Below are 21,173 nucleotides of genomic sequence, written 5' to 3'. Positions count from 1 at the left end.
ATTAAAAAAACCCAAACCAAGCACCCAACATAAGCCTCACCCCCTGTTTACAGCATCCTCAGCACTACCCTTCAATAATTTAGTCCGAACTTGAAACCAAATGTGACAGCAAAACCTTTGTAAACCTCGCACTACCATCGCACATTTTAACGACTTGACCTGAACACTAATGTGCATTGTAATATTTCCGGTGCCACAGCTGGGGGCACAACAAAAACAACTCACTTAATTCAAATAATCGAGTTCATGATGGATAAAGAGTATTCCAAGGATGTCGCTGCACTCACTTCAAAAAAGAGCAAACCCACAGAGCCAGACGCTGTGCGAGAAGCCCCACTGCAAGAGAGTACCTATCAAAAAATGACTTCTGAACACATTCCATCAGATGTTTCAGACACACTGAAACCACCGATACTGCCCGACAACGGCGATGCTGCGGTCAGTCACGAGCAGGTGCACACGGGCGTGGTGGTACACATTCCAGGCTCGGTCAAGATGTGCTGTGGAGATGAAATTCGCTTCTATTGGGGGAAAAACCTGTCGACAACGACACTTTTTCATCGGGTCGGCGAAAACAGCGTCATACGTGTGCTGTGCGTATCCTACGATTTTGTACCGCACACTCAATATGGCCTGGTAGACCTTTACTACGAGCTCTATCGCGATCATCGACTGATCGGCACATCACCCGCGTTACGGGTCAACGTCAAGCACTCGATGCCCGCGAACTCCAGAGCGCGCCAACGCCAACGCTTTATCAATAACGGGCTTGCGGACAAGTAGCCAAAAGCCCCCGGCGATCACTCACCGGGGGCCTCGTTTTACCTGGGTACTGGCTTGTTCTGATCAGAACTCAAAACGCAGCCCTACATTGGCACCCCACGGTTGCTCGATATGCTTGCCTTTCATGTAGTCGACGTCTGCGTGCACCTGCAGACGCTCCGACAGGGAAACCGAGACCCCGGCCCCCAGCTCGGCACGTGAGCCAAACAAGCTGTTATCGAAGGTCACGTCATTGGACTTCACCTCATTACGCCGTGAAAACTCCTGCGCAACAGCACCACGAACGTAAGGTCGCAACACCCCACCGTCCTTGAGCGCGACAGTTCGACCCAGCGAGGTGCCGACTTTACCCAGCACCGACTGAGTACGATCATTCTTCGCCTTCAAGCCGTTATCCAGGCGCAGATCCTGCCCCTGAACCACCACCGTGGACAACTGGGCAAACGGCTCAAGAAAGTAGTCATCCGCCAGCTTGATGTGTCGACCCGCTTCCACCCAGCCACCTACACCCGTGTTGCTGTAGTCGCCCTTGGCCTTGCTCGCATCACTCATGGCAACGTCTGCCTTGTTGCGGAAGCGGTTGAGCTTGAGCGCACCATCCACGTAGTAGCCATCGTCAGACAGCCAGGTGCCGTAGACGCCCGCATAGTAGCTGTCGACTTTCCCCGATGTTCCACGGCTCAAATCCAGACCGGATTTGCTGTAACCACCCAGCACACCGACCAGCAACCGTCCGTTGCTGACCTCGATCGGCGCATCCGCCCCGAGCGACAAGCCACTTTGCTTCTGCCGGTAGTCGACACCATCACCAGTCGTGGTATTGAGCCGACTGCCATAGGCGCGCATCCAGCCACCAGCCTTGCCACTGACACGAACCTCGCCCATGCGCGAGCGCAGGGTAGAAAGCTCACTCATCCAGATGGCAGGTGCTGCGCTGTACAGAGCAAGAGCACTCTGGGTCGAAGGGCTTATGACCTTGTCTTTGCCAACGATGAACCAATCATTGCCTTGCTGCTCCAGCAGGTATGAATAAGCCCCCAGGTCAACCCGCCCACCCAGCAGGCTGAACTGAGCATCGCCACCTTCGGTATGCACCACCTTGAGCGGGGTCATATCTGGCGATACAACCTCTACCCCGGTGTTACGCACCCGCAGCCCGAATTGCCCGCTGGCCTGACCGTTGACGTCGATAAGATCGCCCACACCCTTGTCCAGATCCACCCGCATGCCAAACGTGCCTGTACCTGACAACTCGTTGAGCGACAGCGTATGGAAGCCCTCGCCGCCAAACCCGACGCTGCCTCCCTGCAGGGAAAGCGACCTGACGGCATTGTCACCCTGCATCTGCCACTGACCACCAGAAGTGATAGCCAGCGCGTTGCCGTTGACGATATCGCCAGTGAGTTGCGCGCCGTTCTGCAGCGTGACGTTCAAGGTACTGGTGTCATCGGCAACGAGGTTGCCGTTGAGGATGCTGTTGTCGACCTTGAAGTTGGCGGTGCTACTCTCTGATACCTCAAGAAGATTCCCGTTCCCGGACCGCAGTTCGGAGTGGTTTTGCACAGCGATATCGGCATCAATATCAAGCGCTACGCGAAGGTCGACTTTGATAGCGGCCCCACCTAAACCCTCTACGATAGAATGATCAATAACCGTTGACGACTTATTTCCCACCAGGCCCTTGGCTTCAGATCCATCTACAAGATTAACTCCATTCATGTCGCCAATCACATGACTGTTATCAGCAATCAGCACATTCGCTCCAGAAGCGAAAATACCTTGGCCACTTTGGGTTTGCGAAGCGAACCCATGCACGCTCGTGTTGAAGATGTTGAGTTCCCCCCACACCCCGACAGCAACACCATTTCCTGCTCCAGATATTTCGCTTGAATGAGCAGATACTGTGGAGCCATGATTAACAGCCGTTCTGTCCGCCCCTAGTACAATACCGGCCCCGAATTCATTGCTTACCTTAGCCCTGTTGAGATTCCCCACAGCATCAGAAAGGCTGATACCACCCTCCACAACTCCAGACTCAATATTTATCGTAGAGTTTTGCACCCGAGCGCTGTTGACCCGCCCATTCACTATATTAAGAACACCTTGATCTTTAATGACGTAGGAGTCGAAGGCGGTATCAGGACCTACAGTAATCACTTCTCCAGACAAATCAATAGCATAAAAATTCTCTCCACCAGGCAGAACCACCATGATTCTTTCACGGCCCGGTCCCACTGCATCGTCCAAGCCCTGCATCTCTGCTGATGCCTGCGCAGTAGCTAATGATCCGAACGCAAACGCGGCAAGCTGAAACGCGCCAGCCCGTAAACCAATGACGTTATTTCCGCTATAAGACACCATCCATCTCCTCGGTTATTGAAAATGGAAAAGTATTCTACTCAACTCATAAAACCCCATCTTATTCAACACTGAAAATGTAGGAAGATTCCCAAATCTTTACAAGCAACCTCTTACGGCGGCCATCCATGTGATCTTCCTACAAAAAAAATTGTAACGCGAATAAAAAAACATATGCCACACCTCTTGACCAGCCTTCAAAAAACCTATTACGTCAAATCGTGACTGGGAATACTAGCGACAGCTTAGCTAGCCAGACATGCCTTTATAAAAAAGCTTCACATGAAAGTAGGAAAAACCCTACATACGCGTCACCAAAAGGAATTTACATATGAAAAACACTTTTAAAAACAACCTACCAACACCTATTTCACTTCCAAAAAACGGATATCGTAATTTGAACCTTGAACTGCCTGCTCCCGATATTGCAGTCGCTTTTCATGATGAGGACACACCAGGACTGCTGCCGGTCACCGAAGTGTCCCAACCCCTGATTGTTGACCTGACGGTATGGCCAGCCGCGCGCCCTAATTACACTTACCAACTGCTTTTCGACAACAGTGAAACTGGACCAATAAAGCTGATTCTGGACTCGCATAAGCCAGGAGACTTACTAAAACTTGAGATCCCGACTGAACTGTTGCTGGAGGGTTTCCACGATGTTGCATACGTAGTCACCAATCCAGCTAACCAAGTGTCACAAGCATCAGAAATCTTCCGAATTCAGATTGACAAGACAGCACCAGGTGCTCCAGAACTTGCTGCCATTCAGTTTCCAGCCGAGATTCAAAATGGCCTGACTGCCGCAGAGCTTGATCAATTGGGCGGCAAACTTGATGTACAGATTGCTGGCTACACAGGTATGGCCAAGCATGACCGTATCCTGACGAGGTGGGGGGATATCGTAGGCCCTAGCGCTACCGTCAACGAAACCGACATGGGTCTGGATAAGGTCGTTGTGACCTTCACACGAGAGTTTCTAAGTACGTTGGGAGAAGACGAAAAGCAGGTCTGCTATCAAGTCATAGACCGTGCGGGCAATGCTTCGATCCTCTCGAATACTGTACCGGTGAAATTGAGACTGAAAGAGCTGCCTTCGAATTATCCGGCACCTGTTATTGACAGCGCGGTGGGCGACCAAGTTGATTATCTGGAAGCTCAGGCAGGCGTAATGGTCGACATTCCACATTACCCGGGTGCAGCAGCGCTTGATAGCATTCAATTGTTCTGGGGGGCTGACAATCCCTTGACCCCTGTTCCAGTAGCATCTGGCGACGAAAATGAAGCAATCATATTAACATTGAAGTTGCCATTCGAAGCAATTGCTCGCGGTCCGCAAGGCAACACAGCAGTCCGTTATGAAGTACTTCGAAACGGGGAACTGGCAGGGATATCATTGGACGCCAACATTGACACTTTTACGACACTTCCTTTCCCTGATTTATTGGAAAAGCTGACCGTACAGGGTTCAAGCGTACAGAACCCGAACCTCCAGGACAACTTCATCGACGAGGATGATTACGAACTGAATGCCCGAGGCTTGGTGAGTTGGAATTCTGGTTTCGAGGTCAATGATGACCTGAATCTACACTGGGGCAATCAGGTAAAACTGCAGTGGTACCAAATAAAATCCAGTGACGTTATTACGGGAAGAGACCTCATCATTCCGATTGATAACGAACTGATGAAATTGCAAGGTACTGGCGCAGAAATCCCTGTTTACTTCACTGCCACTCGAACGGGCAACCCTAATGCTGTAACCAGCCCGATCCAGCCTGTCACAGTTCGGTCTCGAGAGGAGCAACCTGGTGGCCAAGATGGGTTGGCAGGACCTACATTCAACCTGACATCGAATGGAGTCTTGGGGCCTAACGAAAATCCGAACGGTGCGGATGTTAAAGTCTCGCCTTATTTAAATATTGCAGAGGGCCAAAGAATCACTTTCACCTTCAAGGGATTTGATGAACTCAACAACCCAATTGAAGCAGCCACCTATGTAACAACTCGAAAGCTTGATGAGATTGATGTTCTACAAGGGCACACGTTTACAGTTCCGCATATTAATACGCTGCTTATCTGCACTGGCTTCGCAGAGGCAACCTACACTGTCGAGCCGGTGGAAGGCAGCAATCAAAGCCCGGCGAATTCCAGCATCACTCGAGTCATCGTCAATATGCTCCGTCCATCAGATTTTACCTGCCTGATTAGGTGAACAGTTGCGGGCCTCTATGGCCCGCATTCTCTAAAGCTTTTAAGGAAAAAAAATGTCTGATTCAAGCGCTAATACACACAGAAAACCACTGGACGCCCCCGTTATACCGGCTGCACTGAATAATGGACTGTTGCCCATCGCCTCACTCAGCAACCCTGTCCAGGTAAAGCTGGAAGTATGGCCAGGCGCACTCACGGGTTATACCTATCAACTGTACTTTAACGAAATGCTTATTGGCCCCAAGAAGGAAATACTGGCAAGCCACAAGCCGGGGGATACGTTGAGCCTGGAGATTCCACAAGCACTATTGGGAGAGGGTAATCACTCAGTCGCTTACGCCATTGAAAACCCTGGAAACATGGTTGTTGAATTCTCTGAGAAAACACTCATTTCCGTGGACATCACCTCACCCGGAGCCCCGGTACTTGCCCCCATTCTTTTCCCCATCCAGACCCAGAACGGCTTGACCTCCGAAGAACTCGAAGGCATGGGCAATGTCCTGAGCGGGACGATTGCCAGCTATAACGGCATGCAGGAAGGCGACGTCATTCACACCTACTGGAACACTATCCCCGGTCCGACCGCGGTAGTGACCAAGGACGACATGGGGCTGAAACGCATCATGGTCGATTTTGTCAGATCGTTTCTCGAGTCGATCGGCGATATTGAAGCGCCGGTCCATTACACGATCACGGATCTTGCGGGAAATCTTTCCATGGCATCCGAACCGGTGACCGTGAAGCTTCAGCTTACGACCATAACTCCCCTCCCCGCCCCAACCGTAAAGGAAGCCACCGGCGGCACCCTGGACCCCGCCAACGCCTCTTCTGGCGCCACTGTGGTCATAGACGCCGCCGCCAACCTCAAAACCGGTGACCAGGTCATCGTGCAATGGCAAGGTCCGAAAGGCAGTGACACCAAGGAAAAGACCCTGACAGCCGCTGAAGCAGGAAAGGCGCTGGAGGTGCTGTTTGCTGCTGTTCTGGTAACAGCTAATGCCGGGCAGACGGTTTCGGTTTCTTACGTGGTCAATCGCAGCAATGGCCTTGTGCAGGCATCCGACACGCTGGCTTTACAGGTTCTTGCTGCCAGCCAGGAGCTGGTACTCGATACGTCGCCGGTCGAACTGGCAGGCAAGGTTTACCTGCTGGTGAGTTACCCGGATTTGTTGCCCAACTTCCCGGCCGACACCACTGTCCAGCGCCAGGCCAGCGGTGGTCAGACACCTTATAGCTATGCGTCGAGCGACCCGTTGGTGGCGAAAGTGGACGCCAATGGCCTGGTCTCGGTTCGAGGCAAAGGCGCAACGACCATCACGGTGACCGATGCCTTGGGCGCCAGCAAGAGTTACCCGGTCAGTGTGACCGGCGTCATTCACTGCCTGGGTGTAGGCAGCGGCAGCTTTTCCAAGATAAGCAAAGCAGCGAGCAACAACGGCGCGCGGATTCCATCGATTCATGAACTGGTGGAGATCCATGCCGCCTACGGTAATCGCTGGCCGATGGGCAACGGCAATTACTGGTCGTCAACCGTTTCAAGTGCCGGCATCGGCGGATGGAACTGGTACTACGTGAAGAACATGGTTACCGGCGGAAACTTCAAATTGAAGAGCCACAATTCCAGCCTCGGCGTTGCGATCAAATGACCGTCTGCTGAAACCTCAGTGACTATCAGGCAGGGCGTTACTCAAAAAGGGTAACGCCCTGTCGTTTCTTCAAAAGCCGTCAAGAGTCCAACCATGCACACCACCACTGCGCCAGCCACATCGTTCGTTCAGCAACCCCCGCGTGAAGGCATCTTCGAAGCTCAAATCAATCAGCAGCCACTTGTTGTGTCCTCCCTGCAAGGGCGACTTACCCTGCGTTCAGAGCTGGACCACAAGCCCGAGCGCTGGATCTGGAAAGTCGCCGCCGATGGCAGGGCCGGTCGCCTACAGGCCAGCATCGGTCTGTATCTGGACCTCGACCTCGAACCGGGCACTCACCGCTTGCCAGGCAATGATCGGATCAAGGTGGTTTACAGCGAAAGGCTGCTCAAACAGAGCACCATCTATCATTCCACACATTTCCAGGGCGGCATGCTGACCCTGCTTGAAGCCGACCCGCATACGCTAAGGCTGAGAGGGCATTTCAGTTTCAGCCTTTCATCAATCAATTTCGAAGTAACAGAAGGCTGTTTCGATCTGTGCTGTCAGTCACTCAGGCACGCAGGAACCGGGCAATCTCGCGTGCCGAATCAGCCAGGCACTGGTCATGACTGATGCCTGCGATTTTCAGCGGCTTCAGGTCGTGATTGGCGGTCGGTAACCAGTACACCTGAATCGCACCGGACAGTGTGTAACCCTCGACAGCTTCTCGATTGCCCAAGGCGTCACGCTCGCCCTGCACGATAAGCGCCGGTGTCTTCAGCCCGGCCAGGTGAGCGACGCGTGGTTTGTCCGGTTTACCCACGGCGTAGAACGGATAGCCCAGGCAAATCAGCGCGTCGACCTGCAACTCATCGGCAATCAGGCTGGCCATGCGCCCGCCCATCGATTTGCCGCCGACCGCCAGACGTCCCGCAAGCGAACTGCGCGCGCTGACGTACACCTCACGCCAGCAGTCGAGCAACTGCGCTTGCGGATTGGGCGGACGCTTGCTGCCACCCTGACGCCGTTGAGCCATGTAGGGAAATTCGAAACGCAGGACGCTGATCCCTTGGATCGAGAGGTGCGCAGCCATGTCGTTCATGAACAGGCTGTCCATCGGCGCGCCGGCCCCATGCGCCAGCACCAGCGTCAGCGGTTCCAGCCCGTCGACCGGTTGCGCCGCTGTCCATACCCAGCCGTTCTCGCGAACACGCTGTAGCCATTGATCGCCATTGCTGACGGGTGATAAATCTTTGCTCATGCCTGCTTCATCCAGATGAGTCTGTCAGTAGCCCGCCACTATAAACCGTGAGCCGCTCGGTTGCTGCCCGGCAGCCGCAATGCGCCAAAGGCCGCCGGACAGCAACCATTCAGCTCTGGCCGCGTAATCTGCCAAGGTGCGAAAGGTAACGGTGTCGAGGCCATGGGCGCCCCAAATCTGATACAGCCGGGCGGTTTCATAAGCGGCATCAGCTTCGCACGGTAGCGACACCCCACCGAATCGGTCTCCAGCGTCATCTACCTGCTCAGGCCATTTTGCCGGACGATGACACGCTCCAACTGCTGACCAGACAAGTGTGCAGCCCTTCCGGGAGTCCTGATCAACTCGTCTGTACGGAATAGCTGCACCGTCATGCTGCAACCCGGTGGCAGAACCTGAACTCCGCACCCTGCAACGGGGTGCGGAATCCAGGCTGCACGTGGCAGCTGATTGTTGCGACTTCCCAGACCCCGTTTTCAAAGTTAAGCTTGCCTGCACACGGTCTGCTGCACACACCCGACATCTGATCACTCACGTGTCCGGTCCTGCCCCTGCCCTTTCGGTCTGCCTTCGTGCGATTGCCGAGCCTGCATCCGAATACGTCTCTGGTCACCCTCTGAATTGTGGAAGTCTGCAATGAGCACAGCAATCACTCCGACTGCCTATAACTACACAGTGGTGCGCCAGTTCGCCATCATGGCCGTGGTGTGGGGCGTCATCGGCATGGGGCTGGGCGTGTTCATCGCGTCGCAACTGGTCTGGCCCGGGCTGAATCTGGAGCTGGAGTGGACCACCTTCGGACGCCTGCGCCCCCTGCATACCAATCTGGTGATCTTCGCTTTCGGCGGTTGCGCGCTGTTCGCCACGTCCTATTACGTGGTGCAGCGAACCTGCCAGACACGCTTGATTTCCGACGGTCTGGCGGCCTTTACGTTCTGGGGCTGGCAAGCCGTGATTGTCGGGGCAGTCGTCAGTTTGCCCATGGGCTACACCACCACCAAGGAATACGCCGAACTCGAATGGCCCATCGCGATACTGCTGGCCATCGTCTGGGCGGCCTACGCGGCAGTCTTCTTCGGCACCATCGTGATACGCAAGACCCGCCACATTTATGTCGCCAACTGGTTCTATGGCGCGTTCATCGTCGTGACCGGCATGCTGCACATCGTCAACCACATCTCGCTGCCGGTCAGCCTGTTCAAATCCTACTCGGCCTACGCCGGGGCCACCGACGCCATGATCCAGTGGTGGTATGGGCACAATGCCGTGGGTTTTTTCCTGACCACCGGTTTTCTCGGCATGATGTATTACTTCGTGCCCAAGCAGGCCGAGCGTCCGGTCTACTCCTATCGCCTGTCCATCGTGCACTTCTGGGCCTTGATCACCCTGTATATCTGGGCCGGTCCGCACCACCTGCATTACACCGCACTGCCGGACTGGGCTCAGTCGCTGGGCATGGTGATGTCGATCATCCTGCTGGTGCCCAGCTGGGGCGGCATGATCAACGGCATGATGACCCTATCGGGGGCCTGGCATAAGTTGCGCACCGATTCGATTCTGCGTTTTCTGGTGGTGTCGCTGGCCTTTTATGGCATGTCGACGTTCGAGGGTCCGATGATGGCGATCAAGACCGTCAACTCGCTGTCGCACTACACCGACTGGACCATCGGCCATGTTCACTCCGGGGCGTTGGGCTGGGTGGCAATGATCACCATCGGTTCGCTGTATCACATGATTCCGAAACTTTATGCCCGCCCGCACATGCACAGTGTCAGCCTGATCAACGCGCACTTCTGGCTCGCAACCATCGGCACCGTGCTGTACATCTCGTCGATGTGGGTCAATGGCATCACCCAGGGCCTGATGTGGCGCGCAGTGAGCGAGGATGGCACGCTGACCTACTCGTTCGTCGAAGCCATGCAGGCCAGCCATATGGGTTATGTCGTACGGGCCATCGGCGGCGCCATTTTCACCAGCGGGATGCTGCTGATGGCCTATAACGTGCTGCGCACAATACGCGGGTCGGACCCGCAGGCCTCGCAGGCCGTGGCCCGGATCACGGTGTCGGGGGCTCGCTCATGAAGCATGACGCACTCGAAAAGAATGTCGGCCTGCTGGCTTTCTTCATGGTCATCGCGGTCAGCATCGGCGGTCTGACCCAGATCGTCCCGCTGTTTTTTCAGGACGTGACCAATCAGCCGATCGAGGGCATGAAGCCGCGCACCGCGCTGGAAGTGGAAGGCCGCGACGTGTTCATTGCCAACGGTTGCGTGGGTTGCCATTCACAGATGATTCGCCCGTTCCGCGCCGAAACCGAGCGCTACGGGCACTATTCGGTGGCGGGCGAAAGCGTCTGGGATCACCCGTTCCTGTGGGGTTCGAAACGCACCGGGCCGGACCTGGCGAGGATCGGCGGGCGTTACTCGGATGAATGGCATAGAGCGCATTTGTACAACCCGCGTGACCTCGTGCCCACCTCGATCATGCCAGCCTACCCGTTCCTGGCAGACAAGAAGCTCGACAGCACACAGACCGCGAAAAAACTGCAGGTGCTGCGCACGCTCGGCACGCCGTACACCGACGCAGACATTGCAGGGGCTGCGGCGGCGGTACAAGGCAAGACCGAAATGGACGCGCTGGTGGCCTATCTGCAAGGCCTCGGCACCCTCATTAAAAGCAAGCGGTGATCATGATGGACATCGGAATGATTCGAGGGCTCGGCACACTGGTGGTGATGCTGGCGTTCATCGGTCTGACGCTGTGGGTGTTTAGCCCGGCGCGCAAAGCACAGTTCGACGATGCAACCCTGCTGCCTTTCGCCGACGACCCTGACGCCATCAGCAAGGTCGAGCACGCCAGAGCCGAACAGGAAGACAGGCCATGAGCACGTTCTGGAGCCTGTATGTGACGGTGCTGACGCTGGGCACACTGATCGCCATTCTCTGGCTGCTGCTGAGTACGCGCAAAGGTCAGCGCGACGAGTCGACCGAGGAAAAGGTCGGGCACTCGTTCGACGGTATCGAGGAGTACGACAACCCTCTGCCCGGCTGGTGGTTCAAACTGTTCATCGCCACCCTCGTCTTTGCCGTGGGCTATCTGGTGTTATACCCCGGCCTGGGCAACTGGCAGGGCCTGCTGCCCGGTTATGAGTACCGAGACAAGGACAGCAAGATCCAGTTCTCCGACGGTCAGCAAGGCTGGACCAGTGTCCATGAGTGGGAACGAGAGGTGGCGAGCGCCGAAGCGCGCTACGGTCCGCTGTTCGCCCAATACGCTTCGATGCCTGTCGAGGATGTGGCAAAAGACCCTCAAGCGCTGAAAATAGGCGCTCGCCTGTTTGCCTCCAACTGCTCGGTCTGCCATGGCTCTGACGCAAAGGGCGCCTACGGCTTTCCTAACCTGACCGATGCGGACTGGCGCTGGGGCGGCGATGCAAAAGCGATCAAGGACTCCATCATGGGAGGCCGCCAGGGCGTGATGCCGGCGCTGGGCGCGGCACTCGGCGAACAGGGCGTCCGCGATGTGGCGGCTTACGTACTGACCCGACTGGACGAACGGCCGCTACCGGAAGACGCCAATGCCGACCCGGTAGCCGGTCAGAAGACGTTCTCTACCCTTTGTGCTGCCTGCCATGGGCCGGAAGGCAAAGGCATGCCCCTGCTGGGCGCGCCAGACCTGGCGCATCCGCGCGCCTTCATTTATGGATCGAGTTACGCGCAACTGCAGCAAACCATCCGCGACGGCCGCCAGGGCCAGATGCCTGCTCAGCAAGCACTGCTGGGCAATGATCGTGTGCATATTCTGGCTGCCTATGTTTACAGCCTGTCCCGTCAAGAGAAACCTGCTGAGCCGAAGTAAGTCCGAGGCATACGGTTTCACGGTCGCTTCGCAGCCATCGCAGCCGTGAAGTAGAGATGCTGCGCTGCAACGCCAGACAACCGGACAGGCAGTTGCCTGTTGCAATTTGAAAGACCGCGCACATTGTAGTTACATCTCTACAAGCCTAAACTTGCTCATCGCGACACTCATTTATCTACTCATTCAGGAGGTGGCTTGCATGACAACGACCCTTTCAAGCCGCGAATTCAATCAGGACACCAGCGGGGCCAAGAAGGCTGCAAATGAAGGTCCGGTCTTCATCACCGACAGGGGGCGGCCCGCTCATGTGCTGCTGTCGATTAAGGATTATCTGAAGCTGACCGGCGGGGCAATCAGTATTGCCGATATGCTGATCATGCCAACTGACATCGATATTGAATTCGAGCCGCAACGAGCGGTTATCAATCCCCGGCCAGTGGACTTGTCCTGATGTTTCTGCTCGACACCAACGTGGTCTCCGAACTCCGGAAGCGCAACGCCGACACCAACGTGGTGCGCTGGTCGCGAGGCCACATGGCGTCCAGCCTGTTCATCTCGGCGATTACGGTGCTGGAACTCGAAACAGGTGTGCTGCAAATGGAGCGCCGCGACCCCGCTCAAGGTGTAGCGCTGCGTATGTGGCTGGAGCATCATGTCTTGAAAGCCTTCGCCGGGCGCATACTGGCGGTCGACACTCAGGTTGCCAGGCGTTGCGCACGGTTGCACGTGCCCGACCCACGCAGCGAATGCGACGCGCTGATCGCCGCCACTGCGCTGGTGCACGGCATGACCGTGGTGACTCGAAACACTGTGGACTTTCAATCGTGTGGGGTCGCTTTGCTCAATCCATGGGTCAGTCAGCTCAACGAAGACGCCGCCCTTTATTCGATGAGCGCACGTTGAGCCCTCGCTGCAGGACGCCTCAATGAGCAACCGGATTCCGCTCCAGGACATTACCCCTCTTCCCGCTGAAAGCAGCGAAACGGTCGAGCTTTACGCGCCGCGGGAAAAGATCCACACCCGCGCCTTCAAAGGCCTGTTTCGCAATCTGCGCATGGCGGGTGGCGCCGTGCTGTTGCTGATCTTTTTCGGCACGGTCTGGCTGACCCGCAACGGGCATCAGGCCGTGTGGTGGAACCTGCCGGAGCGCAAGTTCTACATCTTCGGCGCGACCTTCTGGCCGCAGGACTTCATCCTGTTGTCCGGGATGCTGATCGTCGCAGCCTTCGGGCTGTTCTTCATCACCGTCTATGCCGGACGGGTCTGGTGCGGTTATACCTGCCCGCAGAGCGTCTGGACCTGGATCTTCATGTGGTGCGAAAAGATCACCGAGGGCGACCGCAATCAGCGTATCAAGCTCGATAACGCGCCCATCAGTGTCAGCAAGCTGCTGCGCAAGTTCGCTAAACACAGCCTGTGGCTGTTGATCGGCCTTGCTACCGGTGTGACCTTCGTCGGTTACTTTGCGCCGATCCGCGACCTGTGCCTCGAACTGGTGACCGGCGAAGCTGACGGCTGGGCGTATTTCTGGGTCGGTTTTTTCACCCTGGCCACCTACGGCAATGCCGGCTGGCTGCGCGAGCAGGTGTGCATTTATATGTGCCCCTATGCGCGGTTCCAGAGCGTGATGTTCGACAAGAACACGCTGATCATTTCCTATGACCCGGATCGCGGCGAAGCCCGTGGGCCGCGCAAGAAAGAAGCTGATCACAAGGCGATGGGGCTGGGCGACTGTATCGACTGTACGATGTGTGTGCAGGTCTGCCCGACCGGCATCGACATTCGCGACGGCCTGCAAGTGGAGTGCATCAGTTGCGCGGCGTGTGTCGATGCCTGCAATACGGTCATGGACAAAATGGATTACCCTCGCGGCCTGATTCGCTACACCACCGAACACAACCTGTCCGGGCAGCAGACCCGCACACTGAGACCACGCCTGATTGGCTATGCGCTGGCCCTGCTATTGATGATCGGGCTGCTGGCGAGCGCGTTTTACCTGCGTCCGCTGACGGGTCTGGATGTCAGCAGAGACCGCATGCTGTTCCGGGAAAATGCCGAAGGCCGTATTGAAAACGTCTACAGCCTGAAAGTGATGAACAAGGATCAGGCCGATCACACTTACCTGCTGGAGGCCAGTGGCGTGCCTGATCTGAAGCTGCAAGGTACCCGCGAAATCAAGGTTCCGGCAGGCCAGATCGTCAGCTTGCCGGTAGAGTTGTCCAGCGCTCCCGAGAAACTGCCATCCAGCAGGAACGAAGTAACGTTCACCCTCAGAGACATCGACAACGGCGAGACTCAGGTCGAAGCCCAAAGCAGCTTCCTCGGCCCACCGACTATTCGTTAAGAGCACTTTCATGCCCGCTGCGACTGCTTCAAGCCCCTGGTACAAGCAACTCTGGCCGTGGATCATCATTGCCATCCTGACCTGCTCGGTGACCCTGAGCCTGACGATGGTGACCATCGCCGTGAATAACCCGGACAATCTGGTCAGCGACAATTATTACGAGGCTGGCAAGGGCATCAATCGCTCGCTCAACCGCGAGGTGCTGGCCCAGACACTAAAATTGCGTGCTCGCGTTCATCTGGACGAACTTACCGGCGAAGCAGAGGTGCGCCTGAGCGGCAACAGCGGGCCGGAGCGGCTCGAACTGAACCTCATTTCCCCGACCCAGCCCGCCAGGGACCGTCGGGTATTCCTGACGCGCAGCGCGTCCGAACCTGGCCGTTATGTCGGTCAGTTGCAGGACAAGGTCGAAGGCCGTCGTTTTGTCGAACTGCTGGGTGTCGAAGGTGGCCAGACCTGGCGCCTGTTCGAAGAAGAGCAGATCGGCCGCGAAGACCTGACGCTCGGCGACGAACCGCTACAGGCCGCACAAGGCCGGAAAGGCTGACCGTGGCGACCCTTTCCAGACTCACTCCCTGCTACCACTGCGCCCTGCCCGTCCCGCCCGGCAGCCGCTTTACCACGCCGGTGCTGGGCGAAACCCGCGAGCTGTGCTGCCCCGGTTGCCAAGCCGTGGCCGAGGCCATCGTCAGCGCTGGGCTGGAGGACTATTACCGCCATCGCAGTCAGGCATCCGCCAACCCGCAAAGCCTGCCCACGCAATTGCTGGAAGAACTGCAACTCTACGACCGTCCCGACGCGCAGGCGCCGTTCGTCCACCATGAAGGGACGGTTTCGCAAACCACGCTGCTGGTCGAAGGCATCAGTTGCGCCGCCTGTGGCTGGCTGATCGAACAGCGACTCGGCAGACTGCCCGGTGTCGTCGAGGCGCGCCTGAACCTGTCCAGCCACCGCCTTCAGGTGCGCTGGCACACTGAACAACTGCTGTTCAGCCACTTGCTCAACGAGCTGCACATCATTGGTTACGTGGCTCACCCCTGGCAGGCCGACCGCGCAGCCGAACGTCTTGCACATGACAACAAGCTGGCGTTGCGGCAACTCGGGGTGGCGGGCCTGCTGTGGTTTCAGGCCATGATGGCAACCATGGCGACCTGGCCGGAGTTCAATATTGACCTCAGCCCGCAGCTACACATCATTCTGCGCTGGGTGGCGCTGTTTCTGACCACGCCCATCGTGTTTTACAGCTGCGCGCCATTCTTTCGCGGTGCGCTGCGTGACCTGCGCAGCCGTCATTTGACGATGGACGTCTCGGTGTCTGTGGCGATTGGCGCAGCGTATGTCGCAGGCATCTGGACCACGATTACCGGCACGGGCGAGCTGTATCTCGACGCGGTTGGTATGTTCGCCCTGTTTCTGCTGAGCGGACGTTATCTGGAGCGCCGGGCCCGTGAGCGCACGGCGGCAGCCACTGCACAACTGGTTAATCTGCTGCCGGCCTCGTGCCTGCGCCTGAACGAAGAAGGTCAGACCGAGCGCATCATGCTCAGCGAGCTATGTCTCGCTGACCGGGTGCTGGTGCAACCCGGGGCGGTGATTCCGGCTGACGGAAACATTCTTGAAGGTCAGTCCAGTGTCGACGAGTCGCTGCTGACCGGTGAATACCTGCCACAGGCGCGTGGCGTCGGCGACGCCGTCACTGCCGGGACCCTTAATGTGGAAGGGCCGTTAACCGTTCGGGTGTCGGCACTGGGCGAGGCGACACAGCTGTCCGCGATCGTCAGGCTGCTGGAGCGGGCCCAGAGCGAAAAACCCAGGCTGGCGCAGATCGCCGACCGTGCCGCACAGGCGTTCCTGCTGTTTTCACTGATCGCAGCGGCCGTGATCGGGGTGGTCTGGTGGCAGATCGATGCATCGCGCGCGTTCTGGATTGTCCTGGCGATGCTGGTCGCGACCTGCCCGTGTGCGCTGTCGCTGGCGACTCCGACTGCCTTGACCGCCGCAACCGGCACGCTGCACAGGCTTGGGCTGCTGCTGACCCGAGGCCATGTACTGGAAGGCCTGAACCGGATCGACACGGTGATCTTCGACAAGACCGGCACGCTGACCGAAGGGCGGCTGGTGCTGCGCAGTATTCTGCCATTGAGTGAACTGAGTGCCGATGAGTGTCTGGGACTGGCCGCCGCGCTGGAGAACCGTTCCGAACACCCTATCGCCCGTGCATTCGGGCAAGCGCCACAGGCTGCCGAAGACGTATACAGCCAGCCGGGGCTGGGTCTTGAAGGCTGCGTCGGGGCACGCCGCCTGCGCATCGGCCAACCGGCATTTGTCTGCGCCCTGAGTAATACAGAGATGCCACCCATGCCCGAAGAGGCCGGTCAGTGGCTGCTGCTCGGCGATGCGAAAGGGCCGCTGGCGTGGCTGGTGCTCGACGACCGCCTGCGCGAAGACGCAGCGCTGCTGCTGCAGGCGTGCAAGGCACGCGGCTGGAAAACGTTGATGTTGTCCGGTGACAGTTCGCCGATGGTCGCCAGCGTCGCCGCAGCGCTTGGCATCGACGAATCGCGGGGCAGCATGCGCCCGGACGACAAGCTGGCCGTGCTGCATCACTTGCAGGCGCAAGGCCGCAGGGTGCTGATGATCGGAGATGGCGTCAACGACGTACCGATCATGGCAGCTGCCGATATCAGCGTGGCGATGGGCTCAGCCACCGATCTGGCCAAAACCAGCGCCGACGCGGTGCTGCTGTGCAATCGGTTAGCGGTGCTGATCGAAGCACTGAACCTGGCCCGCCGCACCCGCCGGATCATTATCGAAAACCTCGTCTGGGCCGGTCTGTACAATGGCCTGATGTTGCCGTTTGCCGCACTGGGCTGGGTGACCCCCATCTGGGCAGCCATCGGCATGTCGGCCAGTTCGCTGATCGTGGTGCTCAACGCGCTGCGCCTGTCGCGACTCGCCCCCCCAGCCCAAGCCGTTCAGGAGGTTTCATGCCCGCGCTTTACATCATGATCCCTGCCGCCCTGCTGCTGGTGGGCATCGCGATCTACGTGTTCTTCTGGGCCGTCGACAGCGGCCAGTACGATGACATGGAAGGTCCGGCACACAGCGTATTGTTCGATGATCCGCCAGCGGCAGATCAGGCCAGGCCGCAACCGCCACCACCCGCAACAGGCGAGAAGCCCGATGCTTGAACTCGCCCCGCTGCTGCTTTCGGCGCTGATGCTCGGGCTGCTGGGCGGCGGTCATTGTCTGGGCATGTGTGGCGGCCTGATGGGCGCGCTGACCCTCGCCATCCCCAAGGAACAGCGCAGTCGCCGGTTTCGTCTGTTGCTGGTCTATAACCTGGGGCGGATTTGCAGCTACACATTGGCGGGGCTGCTTTCCGGGCTGGCAGGCTGGGCGGTCGCGCAAAGCCCGCTGGCCACCGGCCTGCGAGTGGCCGCTGCGCTATTGCTCATCGTCATGGGGCTGTACCTGGCGGGCTGGTGGAATGGCTTGACGCACATCGAACGTCTGGGCCGTGGGCTGTGGCGATACCTGCAACCGCTGGCCAGCCGCCTGCTGCCCGTGTCCAGCCTGCCGCGCGCCTTGCTGTTGGGCGCCTTGTGGGGCTGGCTGCCGTGCGGGCTGGTCTACAGTGCGCTGCTCTGGGCGGCCAGCCAAAACAACCCTCTGCACAGCGCGTTGCTGATGCTGGCGTTCGGGCTCGGCACCTGGCCGGTCCTGCTGGCCACCGGGCTGGCAGCCGAACGCACTACTGCGCTGCTGCGCAAGCGCGGCGTTCGTGTGGCGGGAGGGTTGCTGGTCATCGTGTTCGGCCTCTGGACCTTGCCGGGGCCGCATCAACACTGGCTGATGGGCCACTGAGACAGCGGCGACTGACCCATATCAAGGTTCTTCCTGCAAGGCCTGCGTATGCTCGGGGCATCGCCAGCCTGATCGGGAAACGTACGCATGTTCGGCGCCATTCGCTGGGATTCAGATCTGATCCATCGCTACGACGTCGCCGGACCACGCTACACGTCCTATCCGACCGCGGTGCAATTTCATACTCAGGTGGGTGCATTCGACCTGCTGCACGCCCTGCGCGAAAGCCGCAAGGCACGGCGCTCACTGTCCCTTTACGTGCACCTGCCCTTCTGCGCGAACATTTGCTACTACTGTGCCTGCAACAAAGTCATTACCAAGGATCGCGGGCGAGCGCAGGCTTACCTGAAGCGGCTCGAGCAGGAAATCCGGATGCTCGCCTGCCATCTGTCGCCCGGTCAGGTGGTGGAGCAACTGCACCTGGGCGGCGGCACACCGACCTTTCTCAGCCACCATGAGCTGCGCCGGTTGATGGCGCAGTTACGTAGTCATTTCAACCTGCTGGAGGACGACTCAGGGGATTACGGCATCGAGATCGATCCCCGCGAGGCAGACTGGGCGAGCATGGGTCTGTTGCGCGAACTGGGCTTCAACCGGGTGAGTCTCGGCGTACAGGATCTGGACCCGACCGTGCAGCGTGCGATCAACCGCCTGCAAACCCTGGAAGAGACACGCGCTATCGTCGAAGCAGCACGCACGCTGCAATTTCGCTCGGTCAATATCGATTTGATTTACGGCCTGCCAAAACAGACCCCGGAGACCTTCAGTCGCACAGTGGATGAAATCATCGCGTTGCAGCCTGATCGACTCTCCGTGTTCAACTACGCCCACCTGCCGGAACGCTTCATGCCACAGCGCCGCATTGACGCAGCCGACCTGCCGGATGCGCAAACGAAATGGCTCATGCTGCAGCGCACCATCGAGCAACTGACCGGCGCAGGCTATCGCTACATCGGCATGGACCACTTCGCCCTGCCCGACGACGAACTGGCGATCGCTCAGGAAGACCTGACCCTGAAACGCAATTTTCAGGGCTACACACCCAAGGCTCATTGCGACCTGATCGGCCTGGGTGTCTCGGCCATCAGTCAGATCGGCGATCTGTACAGCCAGAACAGCAGCGACCTGAACGAATACCAAAGGCTGCTGGACAGCGATCAACCGGCGACCCGACGAGGGCTGATCTGCAGCGAGGATGACCGGATCAGACGTGCAATCATCCAGCAGTTGATCTGCCACTTCACGCTGGATTTCGCCGAAATCGAGCACAGCTTCGGTATCGACTTCTCAGCTTATTTCAGCGAACTGTGGCCGCAACTGACCCAGATGACCGAGGACGGGCTGATTGCGCTGAACAACGAGGGCATCCGGGTACTGCCGGCGGGCAGGCTGCTGGTGCGCTCGGTGTGCATGGTATTTGACGCCTATCTGACCCGGCAAAACAGACAGCGCTTTTCCCGCGCCATCTGATCCTGTGCATCCTTACATCTTGGCCAGCACCAGCATACCGGCTGTTGTCTTGTCGGCATCGCTGGAACCGAGGCTGTTCATCAGCGAAGACAGATCAGCGGTGGAATTGCTCACCTGAGCCTGCAACGTGGAAAGCACGGTTTGCAGCGCTGCGGCCTTGGTCTGGCGCTCTTCACGGGTAAGCGTTCTGTCGGCCAGAACTTTCTGAATCTGATCAGTGGTTTCTTCGATCTTGCGCTGCAATTCGCGTATCGATTTGAGGATTTTCTGCACAGAAGAAGGCAGACCGCTATTTTCGATATCGGCGTCTTTCGAACCGGACCGTGCAGAGGCTGCTGCCGCCCTGCCCTCGGCTGAAAGATTGACCTCCACACTCTTTGCATTGCCGGCAGGCGCCTCGACAGATTTGTCATTGGCCTGGCTGTAGGTGATCTGCGAGGTCGCGGTACGTATCGTAATGCTGTTGATCAACGGAACTGTCGTTGACATGGCAAGGCATCCTGAGTCAGCTGGAGAGATACAGGTCTATCGGCATTCCGGCGGGAAGCTTGATGAAGCAGATGGCCTTCGAAGCTGGCCCCGTCTGGCAAGGGTGGGTTACCCTTACGACCTATGTGTGATTTACCACAAGGAATCAAGTGATGTCCGAGCCAGTAAAACGCGCTCAAACCCAGGCTCATTGCAAGGATTGCAGTCTCGCACCGCTCTGCCTGCCCCTCTCGCTGAATCTTGAAGATATGGACTCGCTTGACCAGATCGTCAAGCGCGGCCGCCCGCTGAAGAAAGGCGAGTTCCTGTTTCGTCAGGGGGATACCTTCGAATCGGTATACGCAGTACGTTCCGGCGCCCTGAAAACCTTCAATATCAGTGACGGCGGTGAAGAACAGCTCACCGGCTTCCACCTGCCCAGCGAACTGGTGGGCATGTCGGGCATGGACGCCGGGGCCTATCCGGTGTCGGCGCAAGCGCTGGAAACCACCTCAATCTGCGAGATTCCGTTCGAGCGTCTGGACGAACTGTCGGCCCAACTGCCGCAACTGCGTCGACAACTGATGCGGGTCATGAGCCGCGAGATCCGTGACGATCAGCAAATGATGCTGTTGTTGTCGAAGAAAACAGCCGACGAGCGTATTGCCACCTTTCTGGTCAATCTGTCGGCGCGCTTCCGGGCGCGGGGCTTTTCGGCCAATCATTTCAGGCTGAGCATGTCGCGCAACGAGATCGGCAATCACCTGGGGCTGGCGGTTGAAACCGTGTCACGGGTGTTCACCCGTTTTCAGCAAAACGAGCTGATACAGGCGCAGGGCAAGGAGATCCACATCATTGACCCTATCGAGCTGTGTGCGCTGGCGGGCGGTGCGATGCACAGCTGAGGCGTGCGATCTGTGGCAGG

Annotated in this window: 19 protein-coding genes and 1 pseudogene; 17 read left to right on the top strand and 3 right to left on the bottom strand. The window is 57.9% G+C overall.

Going from position 1 to position 21,173, the window contains the following annotated elements; all coding sequences use genetic code 11:
* The first annotated feature begins 249 nt into the window (after window positions 1-249).
* The gene (locus I9H07_RS07830) at window positions 250-783 is read left to right on the top strand and encodes a hypothetical protein (protein ID WP_024674233.1); all 534 of its coding nucleotides are present in this window, start codon (window positions 250-252) and stop codon (window positions 781-783) included.
* 63 nt (window positions 784-846) lie between these two features.
* Here the strand turns inward: I9H07_RS07830 and I9H07_RS07825 are convergent, their stop codons facing one another.
* On the bottom strand, window positions 847-2,994 hold the full coding sequence (locus I9H07_RS07825; protein ID WP_419204104.1) for an autotransporter outer membrane beta-barrel domain-containing protein: 2,148 nt from the start codon (window positions 2,992-2,994) through the stop codon (window positions 847-849).
* A 478-nt stretch (window positions 2,995-3,472) separates the two neighbouring features.
* On the opposite strand from I9H07_RS07825, the pseudogene I9H07_RS07820 reads away from it, so the two are divergent.
* The 3 genes and pseudogenes from I9H07_RS07820 to I9H07_RS07810 all read left to right on the top strand — a co-directional run.
* Window positions 3,473-5,350 (top strand): annotated as a pseudogene (locus I9H07_RS07820) (hypothetical protein); the annotation flags it as partial.
* A 55-nt stretch (window positions 5,351-5,405) separates the two neighbouring features.
* Window positions 5,406-6,998 (top strand): Ig-like domain-containing protein, encoded by a 1,593-nt coding sequence (locus I9H07_RS07815; protein WP_236425147.1) that lies wholly within the window; start codon window positions 5,406-5,408, stop codon window positions 6,996-6,998.
* A gap of 93 nt (window positions 6,999-7,091) precedes the next feature.
* Window positions 7,092-7,613, top strand: a complete 522-nt coding sequence (locus I9H07_RS07810; RefSeq protein ID WP_024674237.1) for a hypothetical protein — start codon at window positions 7,092-7,094, stop codon at window positions 7,611-7,613.
* Here I9H07_RS07810 and I9H07_RS07805 read toward each other — a convergent pair.
* On the bottom strand, window positions 7,552-8,241 hold the full coding sequence (locus tag I9H07_RS07805) for an alpha/beta family hydrolase (protein WP_058392971.1): 690 nt from the start codon (window positions 8,239-8,241) through the stop codon (window positions 7,552-7,554). The genes I9H07_RS07810 and I9H07_RS07805 overlap by 62 nt on opposite strands.
* Window positions 8,242-8,877: 636 nt before the next feature.
* Between I9H07_RS07805 and ccoN the strand changes: the two genes are divergently transcribed.
* The 12 genes from ccoN to hemN all read left to right on the top strand — a co-directional run bounded on the left by ccoN (window position 8,878) and on the right by hemN (window position 19,780).
* Window positions 8,878-10,323 (top strand): cytochrome-c oxidase, cbb3-type subunit I, encoded by a 1,446-nt coding sequence (gene ccoN / locus I9H07_RS07800; RefSeq protein WP_236425146.1) that lies wholly within the window; start codon window positions 8,878-8,880, stop codon window positions 10,321-10,323.
* On the top strand, window positions 10,320-10,928 hold the full coding sequence (gene ccoO / locus I9H07_RS07795; RefSeq protein WP_024674241.1) for a cytochrome-c oxidase, cbb3-type subunit II: 609 nt from the start codon (window positions 10,320-10,322) through the stop codon (window positions 10,926-10,928). The genes ccoN and ccoO overlap by 4 nt, the downstream gene beginning before the upstream one ends.
* Before the next feature lie 5 nt (window positions 10,929-10,933).
* Window positions 10,934-11,125 carry a CcoQ/FixQ family Cbb3-type cytochrome c oxidase assembly chaperone gene (locus I9H07_RS07790; protein WP_024674242.1) on the top strand — a complete coding sequence of 64 codons (192 nt, stop codon included), beginning with the start codon at window positions 10,934-10,936 and terminating at the stop codon, window positions 11,123-11,125.
* Window positions 11,122-12,099 carry a cytochrome-c oxidase, cbb3-type subunit III gene (gene ccoP / locus I9H07_RS07785; RefSeq protein ID WP_236425145.1) on the top strand — a complete coding sequence of 326 codons (978 nt, stop codon included), beginning with the start codon at window positions 11,122-11,124 and terminating at the stop codon, window positions 12,097-12,099. Before I9H07_RS07790 ends, ccoP begins: the two co-directional genes overlap by 4 nt.
* Before the next feature lie 199 nt (window positions 12,100-12,298).
* Window positions 12,299-12,550 (top strand): type II toxin-antitoxin system Phd/YefM family antitoxin, encoded by a 252-nt coding sequence (locus tag I9H07_RS07780; protein ID WP_236425144.1) that lies wholly within the window; start codon window positions 12,299-12,301, stop codon window positions 12,548-12,550.
* A complete protein-coding gene (locus I9H07_RS07775) occupies window positions 12,550-13,002 on the top strand; it encodes a type II toxin-antitoxin system VapC family toxin (protein ID WP_024674244.1) in 453 nt (150 codons plus the stop codon). Before I9H07_RS07780 ends, I9H07_RS07775 begins: the two co-directional genes overlap by 1 nt.
* 22 nt (window positions 13,003-13,024) lie before the next feature.
* Window positions 13,025-14,443, top strand: coding sequence for a cytochrome c oxidase accessory protein CcoG (gene ccoG, locus I9H07_RS07770; RefSeq protein WP_024674245.1), 1,419 nt, complete (start codon window positions 13,025-13,027; stop codon window positions 14,441-14,443).
* Between the two features lie 10 nt (window positions 14,444-14,453).
* Window positions 14,454-14,990, top strand: coding sequence for a FixH family protein (locus I9H07_RS07765; RefSeq protein ID WP_058823805.1), 537 nt, complete (start codon window positions 14,454-14,456; stop codon window positions 14,988-14,990).
* A 2-nt stretch (window positions 14,991-14,992) separates the two neighbouring features.
* Window positions 14,993-17,452: a heavy metal translocating P-type ATPase gene (locus I9H07_RS07760; RefSeq protein ID WP_236425143.1), complete on the top strand. Its 2,460-nt coding sequence runs from the start codon at window positions 14,993-14,995 to the stop codon at window positions 17,450-17,452.
* Entirely contained in the window at window positions 17,431-17,634 is a 204-nt protein-coding gene (gene ccoS, locus I9H07_RS07755; RefSeq protein ID WP_236425142.1) for a cbb3-type cytochrome oxidase assembly protein CcoS, read from the top strand. The genes I9H07_RS07760 and ccoS overlap by 22 nt, the downstream gene beginning before the upstream one ends.
* Window positions 17,627-18,310, top strand: coding sequence for a sulfite exporter TauE/SafE family protein (locus tag I9H07_RS07750; protein WP_058392966.1), 684 nt, complete (start codon window positions 17,627-17,629; stop codon window positions 18,308-18,310). The genes ccoS and I9H07_RS07750 overlap by 8 nt, the downstream gene beginning before the upstream one ends.
* Window positions 18,311-18,397: 87 nt before the next feature.
* The gene (gene hemN / locus I9H07_RS07745) at window positions 18,398-19,780 is read left to right on the top strand and encodes an oxygen-independent coproporphyrinogen III oxidase (RefSeq protein ID WP_058823808.1); all 1,383 of its coding nucleotides are present in this window, start codon (window positions 18,398-18,400) and stop codon (window positions 19,778-19,780) included.
* A 12-nt stretch (window positions 19,781-19,792) separates the two neighbouring features.
* On the opposite strand, the gene I9H07_RS07740 is transcribed toward hemN, so the two are convergent.
* Complete coding sequence (locus I9H07_RS07740; protein ID WP_236425141.1) at window positions 19,793-20,269, bottom strand: chemotaxis protein; 477 nt, start codon at window positions 20,267-20,269, stop codon at window positions 19,793-19,795.
* 152 nt (window positions 20,270-20,421) lie between these two features.
* On the opposite strand from I9H07_RS07740, the gene fnr reads away from it, so the two are divergent.
* Entirely contained in the window at window positions 20,422-21,153 is a 732-nt protein-coding gene (gene fnr / locus I9H07_RS07735; RefSeq protein WP_024674252.1) for a fumarate/nitrate reduction transcriptional regulator Fnr, read from the top strand.
* The last annotated feature ends 20 nt before the right edge of the window (window positions 21,154-21,173 follow it).

This window comes from Pseudomonas syringae (assembly GCF_023278085.1).
GTDB classification, from domain to species: domain Bacteria; phylum Pseudomonadota; class Gammaproteobacteria; order Pseudomonadales; family Pseudomonadaceae; genus Aquipseudomonas; species Aquipseudomonas syringae_Q.
The sequence above is the reverse complement of the archived record's forward strand: the minus strand, read 5'-3'. Positions and strand labels throughout refer to the sequence as shown.